At 73.6% G+C, this 512-nt stretch carries 1 protein-coding gene; it reads left to right on the top strand.

Translation table 11 applies throughout. The features are described 5' to 3' along the window. Positions 1–62: 62 nt before the first annotated feature. On the top strand, positions 63–512 hold a 450-nt coding region (locus VP06_RS33375), incomplete at its 3' end, for an efflux RND transporter permease subunit (RefSeq protein ID WP_048468129.1).

Genomic DNA, 512 nt, shown 5'->3' with positions numbered 1-512 from the left:
CCCCCGGGGGGGGGGCGCGCGGGGCCCCCCGCGACCCAAACAAAACCCTGCCAAGGGGCGGGGTGACGACCGCCGCCCAGCCCGGGCCCCCCCCCGCCGACGACCAGCTGATCCGGGCCGAGGACGGGGCCGAGGTGATCGTCGCCTTCCGGAACGGCCGGCCGATCCGCCTCGGCGACGTCGCCGAGGTCAGCGACAGCGTCATCAACACCCGCCTCGCCGGCTGGTTCAACGGCGAGCGCGGCGTGGTCGTCTACGTCCGCAAGCAGCCCGACGCCAACGTGGTCGAGACGGTGGACGCCGTGAAGGCAGCCCTGCCCGAGATCGCCCGCTGGCTGCCGCCCTCGCTCAAGGTCCACACGCTCTACGACCGCACGGTGCTGATCCGCGAATCGGTGGCGGAGGTCACCCGCACCATCGCGATCGCGATCGGCCTCGTGATGGTCGTGGTCGCCCTGTTCCTGCGCCGGCTCGCCGCCACCCTGGTGCCGGTCATGAGCATCCCGGTGGCC

It is taken from the genome of Methylobacterium aquaticum (genome assembly GCF_001043915.1).
In the GTDB taxonomy this organism is placed as follows: Bacteria; Pseudomonadota; Alphaproteobacteria; order Rhizobiales; family Beijerinckiaceae; genus Methylobacterium; species Methylobacterium aquaticum.
This window is presented reverse-complemented; position numbering and strand designations above follow the sequence as displayed.